This window comes from Exobacillus caeni (genome assembly GCF_005747095.1).
Taxonomy (GTDB): Bacteria; Bacillota; Bacilli; order Bacillales; family Guptibacillaceae; genus Exobacillus; species Exobacillus caeni.
In genome coordinates this window covers 39,986-61,699 of sequence record NZ_SWLG01000020.1, presented here as the reverse complement: position 1 = coordinate 61,699, position 21,714 = coordinate 39,986, and the positions used below count along the sequence as shown (strand labels likewise).

The window sequence follows — 21,714 nt, the reverse complement described above, 5'->3', positions numbered from 1 at the left end:
AGTCCGGTAATGATGGCGAAGAGGCCACACCCGTTCCCATGCCGAACACGGAAGTTAAGCTCTTCAGCGCCGATGGTAATTGGGGGATCTCCCCCTGTAAGAGTAGGACGTCGCCGGGCATTAAGGAAAGAACAGCTGAGGGAGCTGTTCTTTTTTTGGTGTGCCCCGCAGTCACACAGTCTAAGTGGTTTAAATCCACTCAGTAACTTTACCCTTTATAGTGCTGTAGCCGAAGTAGAAGTCCTCGCTCCAATGGAGAAGGACTGGCAGGGTGTCTTTTGCGAAAAAGAATCTGAAAGGCCTGCAGGCAAAGTCCAGCCCGGAACAATGTGTGAACCAGAGGTGGCGGCAGTGCTGGGTGACTCGCCCTAAAAACGAGGAAACCTATGCGTTTTTGCATATTCTGTGGGAAAACAATAAAAGGGAAAAGACCTACAGGACTCACTGACGTGATTAGGGTCAGGATGGCGTTGGTAGACCTTCTCACCAATCGTTCCTAGTTAGTGAGTGAAATCAGCCTTCTCACTCCTGGTTATGGGGAACTAACGAAAAGAAAGCCGGATGCGGGAAAGCCGCACGTCCGGTGTTCTTTTTTTGTATGGCCAAACATTATAGGTCATCTGATCCCTTATTTCATCTAAAAGAGGGGTTCCGATTGGGGAATCTCCCCCTGTAAGAGTAGGATATCGCCGGGCGAATGTAAGAACAGCTGAGGGAGAAGTTATTTGAGGTCATCTGTTCCGCTATTTGCCTCAATTTCCCCCGTTCCCATTCCAATTTCAGCAAATAGAGGAACAGATGTCCTATAATTCTTAAAACTGCTCCAAAATACCAAAATAGCGAACCATATGACCTCTTTCGCAGGGTTTCCGGCTGATCCTCTCCCTCCGCAATTCCACTTTCCCAATCACTTCCAATACTGCCACTCCTTGCACCTCAAACCACCGATCTGTAGTTAAAGTTGCAATCCGAGCCTCCAAGACATTTCCAAAATTACCACGCTTTCACTTTGCTAAAATATAACTTTCATCTATACTGTAATTTATCATAAAAATAATAGTAAATAACAAGTTATGCAACCAGGCAAATGGGGTATAAAAGTAGGAAATGGAGGGAGTAAGCTTTTGAATTTCTTGATGCAATTATTCCACGATGATTTCTTAATAATGACTTTAAGAATATTCATTGCTGCGATTCTTAGCGGCATCATCGGATTAGAGAGAGAAGTAAAAAAGCATCCGGCAGGATTCAGAACCCACATATTGGTTGGTGTTGGGTCATGTTTGATGATGTTACTTTCCTTATATGGCTTCATTACATATAGTGAAGAACATGCCAATGTCCGGTTTGATCCGGCTCGTATTCCATCGTATGTGGTAAGTGGAATCGGATTTTTGGGAGCAGGAACTATTCTGGTAAACGGAGGGACTGTAAGAGGATTGACAACTGCAGCATCCATTTGGATTGTTGCGGGGATCGGGCTGGTGGTCGGAGCCGGCATGTATGCTGAAGCAGTTTTAACTACCGTTATTGTCATATTAAGCCTTGTCTTCTTAAATAAGATCGAGGGTACGCTTTTTAAATCGAATCAACAGCAATGGATTTATTTATATGTAAATAAAAAAACTTCATTAAGCAGAATAATCGATAAAGTTGAAGAAAAAGGCCTTAAGGTGAGCCAAATGAACATAGATGAAGAAGAAAAGAAAGATGAAAATATGAGAAAATTCTCTTTGCTTGTAAAAATACCTGAAGCTGTCTCAATGCCACTTGTTCTTGAAGAACTAAAAGAAATACAAGATGTGAAAAGAATCGAAGCGAGGGAATGAAAATTAAGAATTTGGTAACAATGGTTTAAGGAGAATGCGCTGCAATGTTGTTGCATTCTCCCTTCATTCCGTTTTATAATATTCATAAAGTCAAAGATAGTCAAAGTCAGAAGAGGTTGGAGAGGAGGGGAGAGGGATTGAGAAATATTTCCGATGTAATCGAAGCGTACTTAAAACAGATTTTAACGATTGAAGGAAGAGATACAGTAGAAATCAAGCGAAGTGAAGTAGCTGAAAGATTTCAGTGTGTACCCTCACAAATCAACTATGTAATCAATACTCGTTTTACGATTGAAAAGGGATATGTTGTGGAAAGTAAAAGGGGAGGAGGGGGCTATATCAGAATTGTAAAAGTTAAAGCTGATTCTCACGCCCACCTGATCGATGAAATGCTTTCCCATATCCGTTCTAAAATAAGCCAATCGGTCGCTGAAAATATTATCAAGCGTTTATTCGAAGAAGAAGTGATTTCTAAAAGGGAAGCGACGTTAATGTTAAGCGTAATTGATCGCACTATTATTACTATTGATTTGCCTTTACGAGATGAGCTTCGGGCAAATATGCTGAAAGCAATGCTCACCTCTTTGAAATATAAGAAATAGATTGTTGTAAGGATACCTATTAGTGAGGGAGTAAGGAGGAATGACCAAATGGAATGCCAGGAATGCCATCAAAGGCCGGCAACGCTCCACTTTACTAAAATAATAAATGGCGAAAAGAACGAGATCCATATTTGTGAGGTATGTGCAAAAGATAAAGGAGAATTTTTCCCTGGCACTAATAGTTTCTCAATCCATAACCTGTTGTCTGGCTTGTTAAATTATGAAAAGCCTTTAGAAGAAAGTACAGGGCATCCTTTCTATAATCCCGGTGGGCTTCAGTGCCCGAAATGCGGAATGACTTATGAGAGGTTTACTAAGATAGGCAGGTTCGGTTGTTCTGAATGCTACAATACATTTAACCAAAAGCTGGACCCGATTTTGAAAAGGGTCCATGGAGGCAACACAACCCATGCTGGAAAAATACCAAAGCGTGCAGGAAGTGAAATAGAACTAAAAAGAAAAATTAAAACATTGAAGGATGAATTGCAAGAATTAATAACAGAGCAGGAATTTGAGCGTGCTGCTGAGGTTCGAGACAAGATTCGTGCATTGGAGAGCCGTTCTGAAAAAGGGGGAGAGGAATAATGTCCCTGGAACGTTTTGTTACGGATGCGATCAGTCCGTGGATGACAGAAGAAGGCCCTGATTCAGATATCGTTCTTAGCAGCAGGATAAGGTTGGCAAGAAACCTTGAACAATACATTTTTCCTGTTGTTGCTTCACTGGAGACTGCCAGTCACGTTTTAAATGAATTGAAGGAAAAAACAGCCGGCGATTCGCCTGAAGGAGTAGATCCGCTAGAATACATTGCGATGGATGAGTTAAAATCAACTGAGAAACAGGTTTTAGTTGAAAAACATCTCATAAGCCCTAACTTAACGGATTACTCAAATCATGGTGCTGTTCTTTTAAGTAATGATGAATCAATAAGTATAATGGTAAATGAAGAAGATCATCTAAGGATACAATGCTTATCACCTGGCTTTCAGCTGGAAAAAGCGCTGGACTCCGCCAATGCAATTGATGATTGGATCGAAGAAAAAGTAAAATATGCGTTCGATGAAAAAAGAGGATATTTAACAAGTTGTCCTACAAATGTGGGAACAGGCATGAGAGCATCTGTCATGATGCACCTTCCTGCTCTTGTGATGACCCAGCGCTTGAACCGGATTATTCCGGCGATCAACCAGTTGGGCCTCGTTGTCAGAGGTATTTATGGGGAAGGAAGCGAAGCACTGGGGAATATTTTTCAGATATCAAATCAGATAACCCTCGGGAAATCAGAAGAAGATATCGTAGAAGAGTTAAGAGGAGTGGTCGCACAGCTAATCGAGCAAGAAAGAGCTGCAAGAAACTCACTTCTTGATCACTCGCGAATAGAACTTGAGGACAGAATCTATCGTTCCTTTGGAGTTCTTGAGAACAGCAGGATCATACAGTCAAAGGAAGCTTCTAAATGCTTATCCGATGTTCGTTTGGGTATAGATCTTGGATTGATCAATGGCTTTTCCAGGAATATATTAAATGAACTGATGATACTTACTCAACCAGGATTTCTGCAGCAATATGCAGGCGATACGCTTGGTCCAAATGAAAGAGATATTCGACGGGCTGCATTAATTCGTGAAAGATTAAAGCTAGAACATAACAATTAATAGGAGGCTGATTTTTATGATGTTTGGACGTTTTACAGAGCGTGCTCAAAAAGTTTTAGCTCTTGCGCAGGAAGAAGCAATTCGCTTAGGCCATAATAATGTCGGTACAGAACACATCCTTCTTGGGCTAATCCGCGAAGGAGAAGGAATTGCAGCTAAGGCGCTTACTGCACTCGGCCTTGGTTCAGAAAAAATTCAAAAGGAAGTAGAAAAGCTGATTGGACGCGGGCAGGAATCGGTTCAAACGATTCACTATACACCAAGGGCTAAGAAGGTTATTGAACTTTCGATGGATGAAGCACGCAAGTTGAGCCACTCCTATGTAGGCACGGAACATATCTTATTAGGCCTTATTAGAGAGGGAGAGGGTGTTGCTGCAAGAGTTTTAAATAACCTTGGCGTGAGTCTCAACAAAGCGCGTCAGCAAGTCCTTCAGTTACTCGGAAGCAACGAAACATCTTCCTCTTCTCATCATAGTGGCGGAGGATCCAGTGCTAACACGCCGACCCTTGACAGCCTTGCAAGAGACTTAACAGCTATGGCAAGAGATAACGGCCTTGATCCAGTAATCGGAAGAAGCAAAGAAATCGAGCGTGTTATTGAAGTGTTGAGTCGACGCACTAAAAACAATCCAGTGCTAATCGGTGAGCCGGGCGTCGGTAAGACAGCGATTGCCGAAGGCCTCGCACAACAGATTATAAATAATGAGGTTCCAGAGATTCTAAGGGATAAACGAGTGATGACCCTTGATATGGGGACGGTTGTAGCCGGTACAAAGTATCGTGGTGAATTTGAGGATCGTTTGAAGAAAGTAATGGATGAAATTCGCCAGGCCGGGAACATTATCCTGTTTATTGATGAGCTGCACACCTTGATTGGAGCCGGGGGTGCAGAAGGAGCGATCGATGCATCTAACATCCTTAAACCTGCACTCGCTCGTGGTGAACTACAGTGTATCGGTGCTACTACACTCGATGAATACCGCAAGTACATTGAAAAGGACGCTGCTCTTGAGCGTCGATTCCAGCCGATCCAGGTTAATGAACCGACTGATGTGGAATCAAAAATGATTTTAAAAGGATTGCGTGACCGTTATGAAGCGCATCACCGTGTAACGATTACCGATGAAGCGATCGACGCAGCGGTTAAACTTTCAGACCGTTATATTACTGACCGCTTTTTACCAGATAAAGCGATCGATTTGATCGACGAAGCAGCTTCTAAGGTTCGCCTTCGTTCTTATACAGCGCCACCGAATCTTAAAGAGCTTGATAAACAGCTTGAAGAAGTTAGAAAAGAGAAAGATGCTGCAGTACAAAGCCAGGAGTTCGAAAAGGCAGCTTCGTTAAGGGATTCCGAACAACGCCTTCGTGAAGATTTAGAACAGACTAAGAAGGCATGGAAAGAAAAACAGGGCAAAGAGAACCAGGAAGTAACACCGGAAGACATCGCGATCGTGGTGTCGAACTGGACTGGTGTTCCGGTTTCGAAATTGGAAGAAGAAGAAACAGAACGTTTGCTTAAGATGGAAGAAATCCTTCATAACCGGGTTATCGGTCAGGAAGAAGCAGTAAAAGCCATCTCTAAAGCCGTTCGCCGTGCCCGGGCAGGGTTAAAGGACCCTAAACGTCCGATCGGTTCCTTCATCTTCCTCGGACCGACCGGGGTAGGTAAAACAGAACTTGCCCGTGCTGTTGCAGAAACCCTATTTGGGGATGAAGATTCTGTTATTCGCATCGACATGTCTGAGTATATGGAAAAACATGCAACGTCACGGCTTGTAGGTTCACCTCCAGGATACGTAGGATATGAAGAGGGTGGCCAATTAACCGAGAAAGTAAGGAGAAAGCCATACTCAGTTATCCTTTTGGATGAGATTGAAAAAGCACATCCTGATGTTTTCAACATTTTGCTTCAAGTTCTTGAGGATGGGCGCTTGACTGATTCCAAAGGGCGTGTAGTGGACTTCCGCAACACTGTCGTAATCATGACATCAAACGTTGGAGCAAGCACGTTAAAGCGTAACAAGTATCTTGGCTTCACTACCCAATCCGAAGGCCAGGAATATAAAGATATGAAAGACAAAGTAATGGAAGAACTGAAGAAAACATTCCGTCCTGAGTTCTTAAACCGTATCGATGAGATCATTGTCTTCCATTCCCTTGAGAAAAAACATCTCAAAGAAATTGTTCAGCTCATGGCAGATAGTTTAAAACAACGTCTTGTTGAACATGGCATCGAGTTTGAACTTACAAGTGAGGCACTGGAGAAAATCTCTGAAGAAGGTTACGATCCAGACTATGGTGCCCGTCCGCTGCGCCGTGCGCTGCAGAAACAAATTGAAGACCGGCTTTCAGAAGAATTGCTGAAAGGTAATATCTCTAAAGGCCAAAAAGTAAGAATCGATTATAGAGATAATGATTATGTGGTAGACTCATTGTCAGCGACAAAATCTTAAGTCGAATCTGCTTTAATAACCGGAAGGCGTAATTGCCTTCCGGTTGTTTTGTGATAAAATCGAACAGTTTTGATATTAATGGAGCAGAGGTGGTATTTTGTCGTTTTTTAAGTCCAAAATATTCCTTCTAAATTGATAGCAAAACATTATGTTATGATAGAAAATAAGAAGAGATGTTCGCATAATATATAAATAACCATTGTAAATAGGGGAAAAATTAATGCTTATGCAATCGTCTAACAGGCAATATATATAAGAGAGAGCGTGATGAAATGGCAAAGAAAAAAACAAGATTCATATGTCAGGAATGTGGTTATGAATCTCCTAAATGGATGGGGAAATGCCCCGGATGCCACCAGTGGAATACGCTGGTAGAGGAGTTTCTTCCATCGGATGATGATAGAAGAAGGTTCGTAACATCCTCTGATTCTAAAGGGAGCAGGCCGGAATCCATCCAAAACGTTGAGAAGGAAATAGAGCCAAGAATCAATACAAGAATACAGGAGCTAAATCGAGTTCTTGGCGGTGGAATCGTCCCTGGTTCTCTTGTTCTCGTAGGCGGTGACCCGGGGATAGGTAAATCCACCCTATTGCTGCAAACATCTTCTAAGCTGGCAGAAGCTGGCCATAAAGTTCTTTACATTTCAGGGGAAGAATCTGTCAAGCAAACAAAAATAAGGGCTGACCGACTTGATATCAATGCAGAGAAGCTCTATGTATTAGCAGAAACAGATTTAGAGTATATTAATAAAGCGATTGAAGATGTTTCTCCCGATCTGGTCATTATTGATTCCATTCAAACCGTCTACCGTTCGGAAGTTACCTCTGCACCGGGAAGTGTTTCCCAGGTAAGGGAGAGCACGTCCCAATTAATGAGAGTAGCCAAAACAAAAGGGATCGCAATCTTCATTGTTGGCCATGTGACAAAAGAAGGCTCCATTGCCGGACCTAGATTATTGGAGCACATGGTAGATGCAGTCCTTTATTTTGAGGGAGAACGGCATCATACCTTTCGTATTTTACGGGGGGTAAAAAACCGCTTCGGTTCTACGAATGAAATCGGCGTGTTTGAGATGAAAGAAAAAGGGCTTGATGAAGTATTGAACCCATCGGAAATTTTTCTCGAAGAACGTTCACAGGGAGCTGCCGGATCCACAGTCGTTGCTTCCCTTGAAGGAACGCGGACAGTCCTTGTAGAAATACAGGCGCTAATTTCACCGACAAGCTTTGGAAACCCTCGAAGAATGGCGACAGGGATCGATCAAAATCGCGTATCTTTATTAATGGCAGTGTTAGAAAAAAGAGTTGGGCTACTCTTGCAGAACCAGGATGCTTACTTGAATGTTGCCGGAGGGGTGCGTGTAGATGAACCGGCGATCGATCTTGCGATTGCAATATCTATAGCTTCAAGCTTTCGCGATCAAGTTACGAGGCCAACAGATATTATGATCGGTGAGATCGGCCTAACAGGTGAAGTGAGAAGGGTTTCCCGAATCGAGCAGCGAATACTTGAAGCAGCAAAACTGGGCTTTGAAAGAGCAATAATCCCTCAAAAAAATATCGGGGGCTGGGAAGTGCCGAAGGGAATTAAAGTTATCGGAGTCGAAACAGTATCAGAAGCATTAGATTATGCTTTAGGAGGCTAGAAATGAATCAAGAGAAAAAGCAAGAAATCATTAATGGAATTCTGCAAATTGTGGCTCCAGGTACTATGTTAAGGCATGGGATCGATAATATCCTGCGCGCAAACACAGGAGGGCTGATCGTTGTTGGCTATGATGAAAAAATCCAGGGGATCGTAGACGGAGGATTTTCGATTGACTGCAAATTTACGCCTGCCTATTTATATGAGCTAGCAAAAATGGACGGAGCAATAATTTTAAATAAAGATGGGTCTAAGATCTTATATGCAAACACGCAGCTGATCCCGGAAACTTCTATCCCTTCATCTGAAACAGGAATACGACACCGAACTGCAGAAAGGGTAGCAAAGCAAACAGGAAACCTGGTTATTTCTATTTCACAACGTAGAAATGTAATAACGTTGTATCAGGGGAATATTCGTTATTCCTTAAAAGAAATCGGCGTGATTTTGACAAAGGCAAACCAGGCGATGCAAACCCTTGAAAAGTATAAGTCGGTGCTTGACCAGGGGATTACAGATCTCGGCGCCCTCGAATTTGAAGAGCTGGTCACTTTGCATGAGGTTGCCCAGGTCATCCACCGCATTGAAATGGTGATGAGGATAAAACACGAAATATTAAACTATATTAATGAACTCGGAACAGAAGGACGATTAATAAGCATGCAGATGGAGGAGCTTGTTACCAATATCGAAGAAGAAGCCACAAGGCTGATCAAAGATTATACAAAGGTAAAGAACAGCAATCCTAAAGATGTCCTTAAACAGCTTAAAAAACTTTCCAGTGATGAACTTCTTGAAGAAAATAACATTATCAGGTTGTTAGGCTATCATGAGCCCCCGACCGAAACGATGCCTCCTAGAGGATATCGCATTCTTTACAAAATACCTCGTGTGCCATCGATGATCATCGAGAACCTTGTCAGCGAGTTTGGCAATTTAAACAATATAGCTTCAGCTTCTATTGAAGAACTCGATGCAGTTGATGGTATAGGAGAGATCCGTGCAAGAATTATAAAAGACGGTTTAAAAAGGATCCAGGAACAGTTGTTTGTCGATAGGCATATTTGATTCAAAAAGCCTATCATATAAAGGTTTTACTTGATTATAAATAGACAATACACATACCCTGTGCTACGCTAAGAATAATTCCAGCTCACTTATCTAACAGAAAAAACAGTATGGATTTTGAAACATTTTTTACCCGTCCATCGTACAAGTATAGAGAATAATTTTAGGTTTAGGAAAAGAAAGAAAAGGAAATAACATGATATTATTGAATTTATTTTGAAAACAGGTTTCAAATTTTTTTATCTGTTTATAATGATAAAAAGGAGGTGGAACGTGTCAATGATCAAATGGGTAGTTCAATTATTTTTTGTTATTCTTGGCGGCACGTTAGGATTACTGTATATTCCTGATCTTATCCGTTTATTAAATATGGGTGCATTGCCCCCTGTATTTACTAATTCGTATGCTGGTGCAGTCATAGGAGCGATTTTATTTTTCCTTGCCACGTTTTGGATTACAGATTATATTGTTGGACTTATTCGCCTTGTAGAGGAAAAGGTCGTAAAAGCGCCGGTAACAGATGTTATTTTTGGTACGTTAGGATTGGTATTCGGACTTATAGTTGCATTTTTAATTAATGGTTCTTTAAATGAAATTAAAATACCTGTTATCAGCAGCGTGCTTCCGATTTTTATTTCTGTGCTGCTGGGTTACCTCGGGTTTCAGGTTGGATTTAAAAAACGGGATGAACTGATCAGTTTATTTTCGGTCAACCGTTCAAAGGATAAGAAAAAAGATCTTGATGATACAGAGTCATCGCCAAGTATATCAAAGCTAAAAATCCTTGATACAAGTGTGATTATCGATGGCCGTATCGCAGACATATGCCAGACTGGGTTTCTCGAAGGGACCCTTGTTATTCCGCATTTTGTCTTAGAAGAACTCCAGCATATCGCAGACTCTTCAGATGTTCTCAAACGGAACAGGGGAAGAAGAGGGCTGGATATTCTAAACAAGATTCAAAAAGAACTTGCAGTAAATGTAGAGATTTATGAGGGAGACTTTGAAGAAATCCAGGAAGTCGACAGTAAGCTTGTAAAGCTTGCAAAACTTCTTTCAGGGATGGTTGTTACAAACGACTTTAACCTGAACAAAGTGTGCGAATTGCAAAATGTGCCTGTATTGAACATCAATGACCTTGCAAATGCTGTTAAACCGGTTGTTCTTCCAGGAGAGGAACTGAATGTTCAAGTGATTAAGGATGGCAAGGAATACAATCAGGGTGTTGCATATCTCGATGATGGCACGATGATCGTTGTGGAAGATGGCCGCGATTATATTGGCAAAACAATCGATGTACTGGTTACAAGTGTGCTTCAAACATCTGCAGGACGGATGATTTTTGCTAAACCTAAGCTGCTGGAAAAAGCACTATAGAGAAAAACGACAGGTTTTTAAGAGCTTTATGGGGGAATGATAGTGAATTACACAGTTGTAATTCCTGCTGCCGGACAGGGCAAAAGAATGAATGCAGGAAAGAATAAACAATTTATTAAATTGGAGCATAAACCGATTATCATTCATACCCTATCTGTTTTTCAATCAGATGCATCATGTTCTGAGATCGTTCTTGTTGCCAATCAGAATGAACTGGAAGATCTTACTGGATTAATGAACGAATATAAAATTGATAAAGTGTCTTCTATCGTATGCGGCGGAAAGGAACGGCAGCATAGTGTTTATGAAGGGCTTAAAGCAGTTAAACGGGAGCAGATCGTCCTGATCCATGATGGTGCAAGGCCTTTTATCAAACATGAACAAATCAGGGATGTAACAGTAAAAGCTTCTGATACCGGGGCGGCCGTTGTAGCGGTCCCGATTAAAGATACCGTAAAAAAAGTGGAAGATGAGACAATCGTTGAAACGGTTGAGCGCTCTAGCTTGTGGGCAGTCCAGACCCCACAAGCTTTTCGTCTTCCTCTTATTTTAAAGGCACATAAACAGGCGGAGGAAAAACGCATCCTTGGTACAGATGATGCGAGCCTTGTTGAACAGATAGGACATGCTGTTTCGATCGTTATGGGCGATTACCGAAACATTAAACTGACAACACCGGAAGATTTGTTATTTGCAAAAGCGATTATCGAGGAACGAAATGAGGGATTTAAGTGATAAGAGTAGGACAGGGTTTTGACGTACACCAGCTTGCAGAAGGCAGGCCCTGTATTATTGGCGGAGTGGAAATACCGCATGAAAAAGGGCTGTTAGGCCACTCGGATGCTGACGTTCTGCTTCATGCCATTGCAGATGCGGCACTGGGGGCGATTGGGGAAGGAGATATAGGGAAACATTTTCCTGATACGGATGAAGCTTATAAAGATGCAGATTCAAAAAAACTCCTCAGCTCAGTCTGGAAGCTCGTTAAAGATCGAGGGTATGAGCTCGGAAATGTCGATTGTACAGTGATTGCCCAGAGGCCAAAGATGGCCCCGTATATTCGGCAAATACAAGAGACAGTAGCCGGCCTTTTAGAATCAGAAGTTTTTAACGTTAACGTAAAAGCTACAACATCTGAAAAGCTGGGATTCACTGGACGTGAAGAAGGAATAGCGGCTCAAGCAGTTATTTTAATACAGAAAACTTGACCGATGGTATTTTAATAGTGATAAAATAAGAATGCGAGAAAACGGTTCAAAATCGATTTTTAAGTGGTGGTGAAAATTATGGGAAATGAAGTAAGGGTTCGGTATGCACCAAGTCCTACAGGACATTTACATATAGGAAACGCAAGGACAGCATTATTTAACTATCTGTTTGCCCGTAATCAAAACGGGAAATTTGTCATTCGTATCGAGGATACAGACCAAAAGCGAAACGTTGAGGGTGGAGAGCTTAACCAGCTCAACTATTTGAAATGGCTTGGAATCGACTGGGATGAAAGCATCGATAAAGAAGGCGAATACGGGCCTTATCGACAAATGGAACGTATTGATATTTATAAAAAGTACTATGAAGATCTTCTTGATCGTGGCCTGGCATACAAGTGCTATTGTACGGAAGAGGAGCTTGAAAAGGAAAGAGAAGAACAGCAGGCTAAAGGCCAGATGCCGCGGTATTCAGGCAAATGCCGCCACCTTTCAGATGAGCAGCGGAAAAAGTACGAAGAAGAGGGCAGAACGCCAAGCATTCGGTTTGCTGTACCATCAGATAAAACGTATGTGTTTGATGACATCGTAAAAGAACGCGTTACGTTTGATTCTAATGGCTTCGGCGACTGGGTGATTGTGAAAAAAGATGGCATCCCTACGTATAACTTTGCGGTAGCGGTTGACGATCATTTAATGGCGATCACACATGTGCTTCGTGGAGATGACCATATTTCAAACACTCCTAAACAACTGATGGTATATGAGAGTTTTGATTGGGAACCTCCTAAGTTTGGCCATATGACATTAATCGTTAACGAAAATCGAAAAAAACTTAGTAAGCGTGACGAATCGATCGTTCAATTTATTGAGCAGTATAAAGATCTTGGATATCTCCCGGAAGCATTGTTTAACTTTATTACCCTGTTAGGCTGGTCTCCAAAAGGGGAAGAAGAACTGTTTACGAAAGAAGAACTCATTGAAATCTTTGATCCTGAACGACTGTCTACTTCGCCTGCTGTATTCGATCCTCAAAAGTTAAAATGGATCAATAACCAGTATATTAAAAAAGCTGACTTTGATAGAGTTGTTAACCTTACCCTTCCTCATCTTGTTGAGGCGGGAAGACTTCCTGAGAATATGAACAGTGATCAACAGGAATGGGCAAGGGAATTGATTTCTCTTTACCATGAGCAGCTTCAGTATGGGAAGGAAATTGTTGAGCTTACCGATATGTTTTTTAAGACAACGATTGAGTACGATGAAGAGGCGCAACAGGTACTGAATGAAGAACAGGTTCCTGAAGTGATGGAAAGCTTCCTTGGAAAAGTAAAAGAGATGGAATCGTTTGAACCGGATGAAATTAAAGCTACGATCAAAGCTGTTCAGAAAGAAACAGGGCATAAGGGGAAGAAGTTATTCATGCCGATCCGAGTCGCTACAACCGGGCAAACACACGGACCGGAGCTTCCTCAGTCTATCTCCCTGCTTGGCAAAGAAACGATTATCGCCCGCTTAGAAAATGTATTGCACACACTGAAAAATAATTAATAGGAACACTTTATCTGATTTATAATAGATATAGGTATATGAAAAAGCTTTGATGAGGAGAAGTAAGGCTGCATATTTCTTTCAGAGAGAACCGCCATAGGCTGGGAGCGGTTTAGGAAACGGCTGCTTGAAATGCACCTCGGAGCCTTTTATCGAAATTACAGTAGATAAAAGCGACTGACCACCGTTAACTGGTCCTGGAGAGGCTTTATGCCTGAAACAGAGTGGAACCACGTTTTGCAACGTCTCTGTGTGATCATCACACAGGGGCGTTTTTATTTTTCGAAACAGAAACGCAAGAAAAGCCAGTGCATTTATAAAAGGAGGGGGAGAAGATGTTTAAAACGTTGCGGGAAGATATTGAAGTTGTTTTTGACCAGGACCCTGCTGCCCGAAGCTATTTTGAAGTGATTCTGACATATGCAGGACTTCATGCGATTTGGTCACATCGGCTTGCCCACGCTTTCTGGAAGCGTAAGTTTTTCTTTTTGGCCCGTTCCATTTCCCAGATCAGCCGCTTTTTTACAGGGATTGAAATACATCCCGGCGCTAAGATTGGCCGGCGATGCTTCATCGACCACGGGATGGGTGTTGTCATTGGGGAAACTTGCGAAATTGGTGATAATGTTACCCTGTACCAGGGAGTTACTCTCGGAGGAACAGGAAAAGAGAAAGGGAAGCGACATCCGACTTTAAAGGATAACTCTCTTGTAGCAACAGGCGCTAAAGTGTTAGGCTCTATCACGATTGGGGAAAATTCAAAGGTAGGAGCAGGCTCAGTAGTACTGCAGGATGTGCCGGATAATTCTACGGTTGTCGGCATACCGGGTAAGATTGTAATCCAGAACGGAAAGAAAGTGAAGCGGGACCTGAATCATCAGAATATGCCGGATCCGGTTGCGGAGAGGCTTGAACAGCTTGGACAGCAGGTGAAAGAGCTACAAGAGGAGCTTGATCGTTTGAAGAAGCGCTCTGGATAGTGGAACACGATGGAAGCTGAAGCTTATGCTCTCAGTCATTCCTGTTTTGGTATCAATTTTTATGAAAAAAAAACTATATAAAAACAATAGAACAAGTTTCTGGAAAAGGAGTGAAAAGAATGGCGATTCATCTATATAACACGTTAACAAGGCAAAAAGAATTGTTTAAGCCGATAGAAGAAGGAAAGGTAAGAATGTATGTCTGCGGACCGACTGTCTATAACTATATCCACATTGGGAACGCCAGGCCGCCGATTGTATTTGATGTGGTACGGCGTTATTTTGAATACCGCGGATACGAGGTTAACTATGTTTCAAATTTCACGGACGTCGATGACAAAATCATAAAAGCTGCGAACGAACTTGGAGAAACGGCCCCTGAAATCGCCAATAAATTTATCGCTGCATATCATGAAGATGTAAAAGCTCTGGGTGTGATGGAAGCAACATGCCATCCGCGAGTAACCGAGAATATACAAGAAATCATCGATTTTGTCTCAGCTCTTATTGAGAAAGGATACGCATATGAAGCTGAAGGAGATGTTTATTTCAAAACAAGGGAGTTTGAAGGGTACGGAAAGCTCTCCCATCAATCGGTGGACGAACTCAGGAGCGGGGCAAGGATTGAAGTTGGAGAAAAAAAGCAAAACCCGCTCGACTTTGCGCTCTGGAAAGCTGCGAAGCCGGGAGAGCCTTACTGGGAAAGCCCGTGGGGCCCCGGACGTCCTGGCTGGCATATCGAGTGCTCTGCCATGGCCCAGAAGTATCTTGGTGACACGATTGATATCCATGCTGGCGGGCGTGACCTTGCGTTTCCACATCATGAAAATGAAGTTGCCCAATCAGAAGCATTGACCGGCAAAACGTTTGCCAATTACTGGCTTCATAATGGATATATCAATATCAACAATGAAAAGATGTCTAAGTCGCTTGGAAACTTTGTACTTGTACACGATATGATAAAAAACCAGGATCCTGAAGTAATCCGTTTCTTCATGTTGTCGGTTCATTACCGGAATCCGATTAACTTTAGTGACGAACTGCTCGAAAGTGCAAAAACCGGGCTGGAACGAATCAAGGCAACCTTTGAAAACCTGCACCACCGTCTTGCAAACAGTGCAGATCTAAGTGAAGATATCGATAGCTGGAAAGAAACGCTGGCAAACTATAAAAAGCGGTTTATCACAGAAATGGATGACGATTTTAATACTGCAAATGCTATTTCCATCCTTTTTGAGCTAACCAAAGAAGCTAACCTTTACTTGCAGGAACCAAATAGCTCAAAAGAAATTCTTGAACTGTTCATCCAGACTTTTGAAGAGATTGCTTCTGTCCTTGGCCTTGATCTGATGGAAGAAAAAGAGCTTCTTGATGGTGAAATAGAACAGTTGATCGAAGAACGAAACGAGGCAAGAAAATCCCGAAACTTTGCTCGTGCTGATGAAATCCGAGACCTGCTTAAAGAGAAGAATATCATTCTTGAAGATACACCGCAGGGCGTTCGCTGGAAAAGGAAATGATCGCGATGCGCCATAAGGATGTTAAACAATTAAACGCGCTTGCACTGGCATACATGGGAGACGCCATCATGGAATCCCATGTACGCCTGCATTTATTGCAGCTAGGGAATGTGCGGCCTCATAAACTACACCGTACTGCAACAAACTATGTCTCAGCTAGAGCACAGGCTTCTTTTCTTCATCACCTGATGGAACATGAGACGTTTGCCGATGAAGAAATGGCTGTTATAAAGCGAGGGCGGAATGCAAAATCAGGTACCATACCGAAGAATACTGATGTTCAAACATACCGGCATTCAACGGCATTAGAAGCATTGATCGGATACCTGTACTTAAGCGGAAATGATGAGCGCGTCGATGAAATGATGGACAAGATGTTTGCATTTGTTGAACAACCGATGAAAGAAAGGAGTGAAATCGAATGAATAAGGAAATGATCGTCGGACGTAACCCTGTTCTTGAAGCTTTACGATCTGGCCATGAAATTAATAAGATATGGATCAATGAAGGATCCAAAGGCGGACAGGTCCAGCACATAATCGATAAAGCAAAACAAAGCAATGTGCTGGTTCAGTTTGTCCCGAAAAAGAAACTGGATCAGCTGGCGGACACATCTAATCACCAGGGTGTAATTGCGGCGATAGCAGCTTATGAATATGCGGAAATTGATGATTTATTTGCAAAAGCGGAGAAATCCGGACAACCGCCGTTTTTCATCGTTCTTGATGAAATAGAAGACCCGCACAACCTTGGCTCCATTTTAAGAACAGCAGATTCAGCTGGCGCACACGGGATTATCATTCCAAAGCGAAGAGCAGTAGGTCTAACCGCAACCGTTGCAAAGGCTTCAACAGGAGCTATCGAATATATTCCTGTCGTAAGGGTAACCAATATCGCTAGAACGATGGATGAATTAAAAGACCGCGGAATTTGGTTTGTAGGAACAGATGCAAAGGCGAATCAGGATTTCAGGGAAGCTGATTACAACATGGGAATAGGGCTCGTCATAGGAAGTGAAGGGAAAGGAATCGGCAGGCTGGTCAAGGAAAAGTGTGACTTCCTTGTAAAAATGCCGATGGCAGGAAAAGTAACTTCTTTAAATGCATCAGTCGCAGCAGGGCTTATGATGTACGAGGTTTTTCGCAAACGCAACCCGCTCGGGGAATAACGGCCGATGGATGTACTTATTGTTGATGGTTACAACATCATTGGTGCCTGGCCTACCCTGCGGCGGTTAAAGGACAATGACTTTGCGAAAGCAAGGGATCTGTTGATTGAAAAGATGGCGGAGTATCAAGCCTATACAGGTTACAGGGTGATAGTTGTTTTTGACGCCCATCTTGTCAGGGGAGTGGAAAAGAAGCATCGCCATTATCGCGTAGAGGTTATTTACACAAGGGAAAATGAAACAGCGGACGAACGGATTGAAAAGCTAGCAAGGGAACTGAAAAACGTTAAAACAAAGATTTACGTTGCAACGTCTGATTATACGGAACAATGGGCCATTTTTGGCCAGGGAGCTCTAAGAATTTCGGCGAGGGAACTTCTTCTGGAAATGGAAAAGATCGAAAAAGGGATAGAAAAAAAGGTAAAAAAAAATAATCGTAAAAACCCTTCTACACGAATAGCCATCCCGGAAGAAATTGCTGAAATTTTTGAAAAATGGCGTCGAGGAGACCGTTGACGTGTTGACGCTCTTTTAAAAGGTGCTGTATAATATTGCTATATTTAGCTACTGGTCGGGGGGAACGCATAGTGAGCATTCTAGACCTCAAGGAGAGCACAGTTGATTTAAAAGAACAGGATCAGGTAGAATTTGATCTTCATGACGATGAAATTCTTGTTACTATGGTTCATGATGGCAACAGCACAGCCCTGGAATACTTGATTAATAAATATAAAAATTTTGTACGGGCAAAGGCAAGGTCATATTTTTTAATTGGCGCTGACCGTGAAGATATTATTCAAGAAGGTATGATAGGCCTTTACAAGGCGATCAGGGATTTTAAAGGAGACAAGTTTTCCTCCTTCAAAGCGTTTGCTGAGCTTTGTATCACCAGGCAAATGATCACCGCTATTAAAACAGCCACAAGACAAAAACATATTCCGCTCAACTCGTATGTCTCTCTCGATAAACCAATTTATGATGAAGAATCCGATCGAACTTTACTAGATGTTATTTGCGGGACAAAGGTAACCGACCCTGAAGAATTAATCATTAACCAGGAAGAGTTTGATGACATCGAAATTAAAATGTCTGAAATTTTAAGCGATTTAGAACGGAAAGTGCTAATGCTTTATCTAGATGGCCGCTCTTACCAGGAGATTTCTCTAGACCTGAATCGCCATGTGAAATCTATTGATAACGCCCTTCAACGGGTAAAAAGGAAGCTTGAGCGGTACCTGGAGTTAAGGGAAGTAAGTTTATAGACAGGACAAGCTTTAACAGGGAAGTTCCCTGTTTTTCTTTTGCTTTTTAGTAAAAGTAGCTGCGCCAGTTAATATGACACGTTTCAGGCTTTATTGACACAAGAAAACGGGCTGTGATAAAGTGTTAAAAGTACGAATGTCAAATTAAAAGGTTTTTTGCCTTGTTTGGGGAAGGTGTCACAATGCGAAATAAAGTTATTCTGGCATGCACCAAATGCAATCGCCGCAATTATACATCGATGAAAAACAAGCAATCTAGCCCTGATCGCATTGAAGTGAAAAAGTATTGCAAATACTGCAATGAGCACACCATTCACCGTGAAACAAAGTAAAAGGCAGTTAGAATGCCGTTATAACTAAAAGGCTGCAGGGGAGAACCTGTGATATAAAATGGGGGTTGCATCAATGGCAAGTTTTTTTGAACGTTCTGGAAGTTTCTTTCGCAATGTAGCAAAAGAAATGAAGCGAGTAAGCTGGCCTACTAGAAAAGAATTGGTACGCTATACGATCATCACGTTATCTACTGTTATCTTTGTAGCAGTGTTCTTTGCGTTGATCGATGAGGGTATCTCTTCATTAATTCGTGTAATTTTAGGTTAGTCCGTTATAAATTCTAGCTGAAACGGTTAGAATGATAGAGTAAATCAGCTGGGGAGGGAAGGACAAAGCCGTCCTGAATATATGGAAAAAAGATGGTACGTTGTTCATACTTATTCTGGATATGAGAATAAGGTAAAAGCCAATCTAGAAAAACGTGTGGAATCAATGGGGATGACGGACAAGATTTTTAGAGTTCTCGTACCTGTTGAAGAAGAAACAGAAATAAAAAATGGCAAAAAGAAAACACTTATGAAAAAAGTGTTTCCTGGCTATGTGCTTGCGGAAATGGTCATGACTGACGATTCCTGGTATGTAGTGCGCAATACGCCTGGTGTTACCGGCTTCGTTGGCTCAACGGGCGCTGGTTCTAAACCGACTCCTTTGCTTCCTGAAGAAGTGGAGAACATTTTGAAGCAAATGGGCATGAAAGAACCGAAGGCCGATGTAGACTTTGAGCTAAAAGAAAAAGTAAAGGTTAAAGAAGGACCTTTTGCTGATTTTGTTGGTTCTGTGGAAGAGATCGATGCGGACAAACAAAAAGTGAAAGTTCACGTCAACATGTTTGGCCGTGAAACTCCTGTGGAGCTAAACTTTACGCAGGTTGAAAAGATCTAAACGATAAGGTCTTGAAAAACGAAAAAATTAATGATAGAATCTTAATGTTTGATAAGTCTTCTATCATTAAATAGAGACGTTTTACTTGATATACAAGTAAACATGGGTGGGAGGGTGTAAGCCCAAATACCACATCACGGACTTAAGGAGGTGTGTCGCGTGGCTAAAAAGGTAATTAAAGTAGTAAAATTGCAAATCCCAGCTGGTAAAGCGAACCCAGCACCGCCAGTAGGACCAGCATTAGGTCAAGCAGGTGTTAACATCATGGGTTTCTGTAAAGAGTTCAACGCTCGTACATCAGATCAAGCTGGTATGATTATCCCAGTTGAAATCACGGTTTTTGAAGACCGTTCATTTACATTCATCACCAAAACTCCACCAGCAGCAGTGTTGCTTAAGAAAGCAGCTGGTATCGAATCTGGTTCTGGTGAGCCGAACCGTAACAAAGTTGCAACTGTTAAACGTGATAAAGTGCGTGAGATCGCTGAAACTAAAATGCCAGATCTTAACGCTGCTGACGTTGAAGCTGCAATGCGTATGGTTGAAGGTACTGCGCGCAGCATGGGAATCGTTATCGAAGACTAATAACTTATTGAAGGTTGCGATTAAAGGGGGCAGACCCTGCCTTTAAAAGGTTCGCAACCTTTATTATGGAGTTGGGATAACTCGGCTCCGTCGTACTAGTGGGAGGTTAATCCGCTAAACCACAAAAGGAGGAAATTTAAAATGGCAGTTAGAGGTAAAAAATACCAGGATGCTCTAAAACAAGTAGACCGTCAAAAATTATACGAAGCTACAGAAGCGATCGAACTAGTAAAGAAAACTTCTGTTGCGAAATTCGATGAAACTGTAGAAGCTGCAGTTCGTCTTGGGGTAGACCCTAAGAAAAACGACCAGCAAGTACGTGGAGCTGTTGTGCTTCCGCACGGTACTGGTAAAACTCAACGTGTGCTTGTTTTCGCGAAGGGTGAAAAAGCAAAAGAAGCTGAAGCTGCAGGCGCAGACTTCGTTGGTGATCAAGAGTACATCAACAAAATTAACCAGGGTTGGTTTGATTTTGATGTGATCGTTGCGACACCTGACATGATGGGTGAAGTTGGTAAGCTTGGGCGCGTTTTAGGACCAAAAGGATTAATGCCTAACCCTAAAACTGGCACAGTAACATTTGAAGTGGAAAAAGCTGTTAACGAAATTAAAGCAGGTAAAGTAGAATACCGCGTCGACCGTTCTGGAAACATCCACGTGCCAATCGGAAAAGTTTCTTTTGATTCGGACAAACTAGTAGAAAACCTTGAGACTATCGTCGAAACACTTGTTAAAGTGAAGCCTGCTGCAGCAAAAGGTACTTACCTTAAGAATATTGCAGTTGCGTCAACGATGGGTCCTGGGGTGAAAGTTAACGCTGGTTCTTACCGCTAAAAATTGGCAGTTGACATTTAATATAAATTTCAATATACTAGCTATTGTGATTTAATTAGTTAATAATTTCTATACCGTAGACAGTAGGTGCTTACAAGGCTTAATTTCCTACCGAGGTGTTAAGATAATCGATTTTGATTCGGATATCTATGCCTTCATGTCTACGTGACGTGAAGGCTTTTTTAATGCCATGCGGTATGGCTTAAAATACTGTAGGAGGTGGAACAATGAGCAGTGCGATTGAACAAAAAAAGCATGTAGTCTCTGAAATCACTGATAAGTTCCGCGCGAGCCAGTCAACTATCCTTGTTGATTATCGCGGATTGGACGTAGCAGAAGTTACTGAATTACGTAAACAATTACGTGAAGCAGGCGTAGATTTCAAAGTTTACAAAAACACAATGACACGCCGAGCTGCTGCAGAGTTAGAACTTACTGGATTGAACGATCACCTTGTTGGACCAACAGCGATCGCTTTCAGTAACGAAGACGTTGTAGCGCCAGCGAAGATCTTGAATAATTTTTCGAAGGATCACGAAGCACTTGAAATCAAAACAGGTGTGATCGAAGGAAACATCGTAGAATTGGAAAAGATCAAGGAACTTGCGGAACTACCATCCCGCGACGGACTTCTTTCCATGCTACTCAGCGTGCTTCAAGCACCTATGCGCAACTTTGCGCTTGCAACAAAAGCTGTTGCAGATCAAAAAGAAGAACAGGGCGCATAAGCGGGTTTTCCCTTGCAGCCTGGCAATAT

Annotated in this window: 23 protein-coding genes, 1 rRNA gene and 2 other annotated features; all 24 genes read left to right on the top strand. The window is 42.1% G+C overall.

Annotated features, from left to right (window positions below):
- Positions 1-2 precede the first annotated feature (2 nt).
- Positions 3-119: ribosomal RNA gene (rrf, locus tag FCL54_RS20235) — 5S ribosomal RNA — on the top strand.
- A gap of 1,017 nt (positions 120-1,136) precedes the next feature.
- Positions 1,137-1,829 carry an MgtC/SapB family protein gene (locus FCL54_RS20230; RefSeq protein WP_138128861.1) on the top strand — a complete coding sequence of 231 codons (693 nt, stop codon included), beginning with the start codon at positions 1,137-1,139 and terminating at the stop codon, positions 1,827-1,829.
- 137 nt (positions 1,830-1,966) lie between these two features.
- Positions 1,967-2,431, top strand: coding sequence for a CtsR family transcriptional regulator (locus FCL54_RS20225; RefSeq protein WP_138128851.1), 465 nt, complete (start codon positions 1,967-1,969; stop codon positions 2,429-2,431).
- 48 nt (positions 2,432-2,479) lie between these two features.
- The gene (gene mcsA / locus FCL54_RS20220; RefSeq protein ID WP_138128849.1) at positions 2,480-3,016 is read left to right on the top strand and encodes a protein-arginine kinase activator protein McsA; all 537 of its coding nucleotides are present in this window, start codon (positions 2,480-2,482) and stop codon (positions 3,014-3,016) included.
- On the top strand, positions 3,016-4,086 hold the full coding sequence (mcsB, locus tag FCL54_RS20215; protein ID WP_138128847.1) for a protein-arginine kinase McsB: 1,071 nt from the start codon (positions 3,016-3,018) through the stop codon (positions 4,084-4,086). Before mcsA ends, mcsB begins: the two co-directional genes overlap by 1 nt.
- Before the next feature lie 16 nt (positions 4,087-4,102).
- Entirely contained in the window at positions 4,103-6,544 is a 2,442-nt protein-coding gene (clpC, locus tag FCL54_RS20210) for an ATP-dependent protease ATP-binding subunit ClpC (RefSeq protein ID WP_138128845.1), read from the top strand.
- A 272-nt stretch (positions 6,545-6,816) separates the two neighbouring features.
- On the top strand, positions 6,817-8,190 hold the full coding sequence (radA, locus tag FCL54_RS20205) for a DNA repair protein RadA (protein WP_138128843.1): 1,374 nt from the start codon (positions 6,817-6,819) through the stop codon (positions 8,188-8,190).
- Between the two features lie 2 nt (positions 8,191-8,192).
- Positions 8,193-9,257 carry a DNA integrity scanning diadenylate cyclase DisA gene (gene disA / locus FCL54_RS20200; RefSeq protein WP_138128841.1) on the top strand — a complete coding sequence of 355 codons (1,065 nt, stop codon included), beginning with the start codon at positions 8,193-8,195 and terminating at the stop codon, positions 9,255-9,257.
- Between the two features lie 279 nt (positions 9,258-9,536).
- Positions 9,537-10,634, top strand: a complete 1,098-nt coding sequence (locus FCL54_RS20195; protein ID WP_138128859.1) for a PIN/TRAM domain-containing protein — start codon at positions 9,537-9,539, stop codon at positions 10,632-10,634.
- Between the two features lie 42 nt (positions 10,635-10,676).
- On the top strand, positions 10,677-11,369 hold the full coding sequence (ispD, locus tag FCL54_RS20190; protein ID WP_246055370.1) for a 2-C-methyl-D-erythritol 4-phosphate cytidylyltransferase: 693 nt from the start codon (positions 10,677-10,679) through the stop codon (positions 11,367-11,369).
- The gene (gene ispF, locus FCL54_RS20185; RefSeq protein ID WP_138128838.1) at positions 11,366-11,842 is read left to right on the top strand and encodes a 2-C-methyl-D-erythritol 2,4-cyclodiphosphate synthase; all 477 of its coding nucleotides are present in this window, start codon (positions 11,366-11,368) and stop codon (positions 11,840-11,842) included. The genes ispD and ispF overlap by 4 nt, the downstream gene beginning before the upstream one ends.
- A 78-nt stretch (positions 11,843-11,920) precedes the next feature.
- Positions 11,921-13,393: a glutamate--tRNA ligase gene (gene gltX, locus FCL54_RS20180; protein WP_138128836.1), complete on the top strand. Its 1,473-nt coding sequence runs from the start codon at positions 11,921-11,923 to the stop codon at positions 13,391-13,393.
- A gap of 40 nt (positions 13,394-13,433) precedes the next feature.
- Positions 13,434-13,646, top strand: a binding site (T-box leader).
- An 82-nt stretch (positions 13,647-13,728) separates the two neighbouring features.
- The gene (gene cysE / locus FCL54_RS20175; protein ID WP_138128834.1) at positions 13,729-14,373 is read left to right on the top strand and encodes a serine O-acetyltransferase; all 645 of its coding nucleotides are present in this window, start codon (positions 13,729-13,731) and stop codon (positions 14,371-14,373) included.
- Positions 14,374-14,492: 119 nt separating this feature from the next.
- Complete coding sequence (gene cysS, locus FCL54_RS20170) at positions 14,493-15,893, top strand: cysteine--tRNA ligase (protein WP_138128832.1); 1,401 nt, start codon at positions 14,493-14,495, stop codon at positions 15,891-15,893.
- Positions 15,890-16,318, top strand: a complete 429-nt coding sequence (locus FCL54_RS20165; protein WP_138128830.1) for a Mini-ribonuclease 3 — start codon at positions 15,890-15,892, stop codon at positions 16,316-16,318. The genes cysS and FCL54_RS20165 overlap by 4 nt, the downstream gene beginning before the upstream one ends.
- Positions 16,315-17,061, top strand: coding sequence for a 23S rRNA (guanosine(2251)-2'-O)-methyltransferase RlmB (gene rlmB / locus FCL54_RS20160; RefSeq protein ID WP_138128828.1), 747 nt, complete (start codon positions 16,315-16,317; stop codon positions 17,059-17,061). Before FCL54_RS20165 ends, rlmB begins: the two co-directional genes overlap by 4 nt.
- Before the next feature lie 6 nt (positions 17,062-17,067).
- Entirely contained in the window at positions 17,068-17,577 is a 510-nt protein-coding gene (locus tag FCL54_RS20155) for an NYN domain-containing protein (RefSeq protein WP_138128826.1), read from the top strand.
- 71 nt (positions 17,578-17,648) lie between these two features.
- Positions 17,649-18,323, top strand: a complete 675-nt coding sequence (gene sigH, locus FCL54_RS20150; protein WP_246055367.1) for an RNA polymerase sporulation sigma factor SigH — start codon at positions 17,649-17,651, stop codon at positions 18,321-18,323.
- 182 nt (positions 18,324-18,505) lie between these two features.
- The gene (gene rpmG / locus FCL54_RS20145) at positions 18,506-18,655 is read left to right on the top strand and encodes a 50S ribosomal protein L33 (RefSeq protein ID WP_138128824.1); all 150 of its coding nucleotides are present in this window, start codon (positions 18,506-18,508) and stop codon (positions 18,653-18,655) included.
- A 73-nt stretch (positions 18,656-18,728) separates the two neighbouring features.
- Positions 18,729-18,923, top strand: a complete 195-nt coding sequence (gene secE, locus FCL54_RS20140) for a preprotein translocase subunit SecE (RefSeq protein WP_138128822.1) — start codon at positions 18,729-18,731, stop codon at positions 18,921-18,923.
- A gap of 81 nt (positions 18,924-19,004) precedes the next feature.
- The gene (gene nusG, locus FCL54_RS20135; protein ID WP_138128820.1) at positions 19,005-19,538 is read left to right on the top strand and encodes a transcription termination/antitermination protein NusG; all 534 of its coding nucleotides are present in this window, start codon (positions 19,005-19,007) and stop codon (positions 19,536-19,538) included.
- A 159-nt stretch (positions 19,539-19,697) separates the two neighbouring features.
- Positions 19,698-20,123, top strand: coding sequence for a 50S ribosomal protein L11 (rplK, locus tag FCL54_RS20130; protein WP_138128818.1), 426 nt, complete (start codon positions 19,698-19,700; stop codon positions 20,121-20,123).
- Between the two features lie 141 nt (positions 20,124-20,264).
- Positions 20,265-20,957 carry a 50S ribosomal protein L1 gene (gene rplA / locus FCL54_RS20125; RefSeq protein WP_138128816.1) on the top strand — a complete coding sequence of 231 codons (693 nt, stop codon included), beginning with the start codon at positions 20,265-20,267 and terminating at the stop codon, positions 20,955-20,957.
- Between the two features lie 56 nt (positions 20,958-21,013).
- Positions 21,014-21,150 (top strand) — a sequence feature (ribosomal protein L10 leader region).
- Positions 21,151-21,184: 34 nt separating this feature from the next.
- Positions 21,185-21,685 carry a 50S ribosomal protein L10 gene (rplJ, locus tag FCL54_RS20120; RefSeq protein ID WP_138128815.1) on the top strand — a complete coding sequence of 167 codons (501 nt, stop codon included), beginning with the start codon at positions 21,185-21,187 and terminating at the stop codon, positions 21,683-21,685.
- The last annotated feature ends 29 nt before the right edge of the window (positions 21,686-21,714 follow it).